Here is a 1,301-nt window from a genome sequence, read left to right as displayed (position 1 = left end):
GGCCCGGACGCGCCGGGCCCGGGGCGACGACCCGGTGTCCGACCTGGCCCGGGCTGCGGTGGCACGCCTCGGGGACGAGGGGGTGCAGGTGCGGCTGGTGCTGCGCACCCGCGGCGTGGCCCGGGACCAGTCGGGCCTCTCACGCACCGAGCGACGTCGAAACCTCGCCGGCCGCGTGGGCGTGCGTGACGGGGTGACGCTCCCCCGGGGCGCCGCCGTGCTGCTCCTCGACGACGTGGTGACCACCGGCGCCACCCTGGCGGCCTGCCGGGACGCCCTGCGGCAGACGGGCGTCCACCGCATCGGGGCAGTGTGCTGCGCCCGGGTGCCGTGACCGGAAAGCACCCCTTGTCCGGGGGACGGGGCCGACGTAGTGTTTCGTCATGGAGCCCCTGACAGGAGGGGGTGGTTGCGAGAACACGCCGTCCAGGTGAACCCGACCACCTCGCCCGGCCGCCACGGAGCGGCCCCACCTTCTGGAGGACTCATGCAGATCACCGTCACCGGCCGTCGCGCCCAGGTCACCGACCGCTTCCGCCGCCACCTGGACGAGAAGCTCGAGCAGCTCGCCCACATCGCCCCCGAGGTCACCTCGTGCGAGGTGCTGTGGAGCCACGAGCCGAACCCCCGCCGGGCCGACGGGGCCGAGCGCATCGAGATCACCTGCCGCGACAAGCGCACCGTGGTGCGTGCCGAGGCCGCAGCCGAGCGCGAGTACGAGGCCCTGGACGCCGCCCTGGCCAAGGTCACCGAGCGGCTGCGCCGCCTGAAGGACCGCCGCAAGGTGCACAAGGGCCGTCCCAAGGCGTCGGTGGCCGAGGCCACGGCGCCGCTGGAGCCCGTGGGCAACGGGGAGTCCCTCGTGGAGGAGGCCACCCGCCACCAGCGCGAGGCCGAGATGGTGGAGGCCGGCATCGACATCTCGATGCTGCCGAGCGACCCCGTGGTCGCCGGGCTGGGCGGCGACGCGAACTGCCCCATCAGCGTGCGCACCAAGGTGCACGAGGCCGAGCCGATGAGCCTGGACCAGGCGCTCGCGCACATGGAGCTCGTGGGCCACGACTTCTACCTGTACGTCGATGCCGAGACCGGCCGCCCGAGCGTGGTCTACCGGCGCCACGGGTGGAGCTACGGCGTGATCCACCTCGACACCCCCGCCGAGGACGCCGCCTCCGGGAAGGCGGCCGCGACCGACGCCGCGTGACGGCCTCCGGCGGCCTGCCACCTGCTCGGTGCGTGGCAGGCTGACCGGGTGACCACCCCGACCTCCCCCTCCCGCCGCCCGCAGCGTCTGTCGCTGC

Annotated in this window: 2 protein-coding genes; both read left to right on the top strand. The window is 74.6% G+C overall.

Annotated features, from left to right (window positions below):
- The coding region (locus HMPREF3099_RS09675; protein WP_141762111.1) for a ComF family protein at window positions 1-334 on the top strand (334 nt) is incomplete at its 5' end.
- 153 nt (window positions 335-487) lie between these two features.
- Window positions 488-1,204: a ribosome hibernation-promoting factor, HPF/YfiA family gene (hpf, locus tag HMPREF3099_RS09670; RefSeq protein WP_070705768.1), complete on the top strand. Its 717-nt coding sequence runs from the start codon at window positions 488-490 to the stop codon at window positions 1,202-1,204.
- Window positions 1,205-1,301 lie beyond the last annotated feature (97 nt).

It is taken from the genome of Kytococcus sp. HMSC28H12, assembly GCF_001816045.1.
GTDB lineage: Bacteria > Actinomycetota > Actinomycetes > Actinomycetales > Dermatophilaceae > Kytococcus > Kytococcus schroeteri.
The sequence above is the reverse complement of the archived record's forward strand: the minus strand, read 5'-3'. Positions and strand labels throughout refer to the sequence as shown.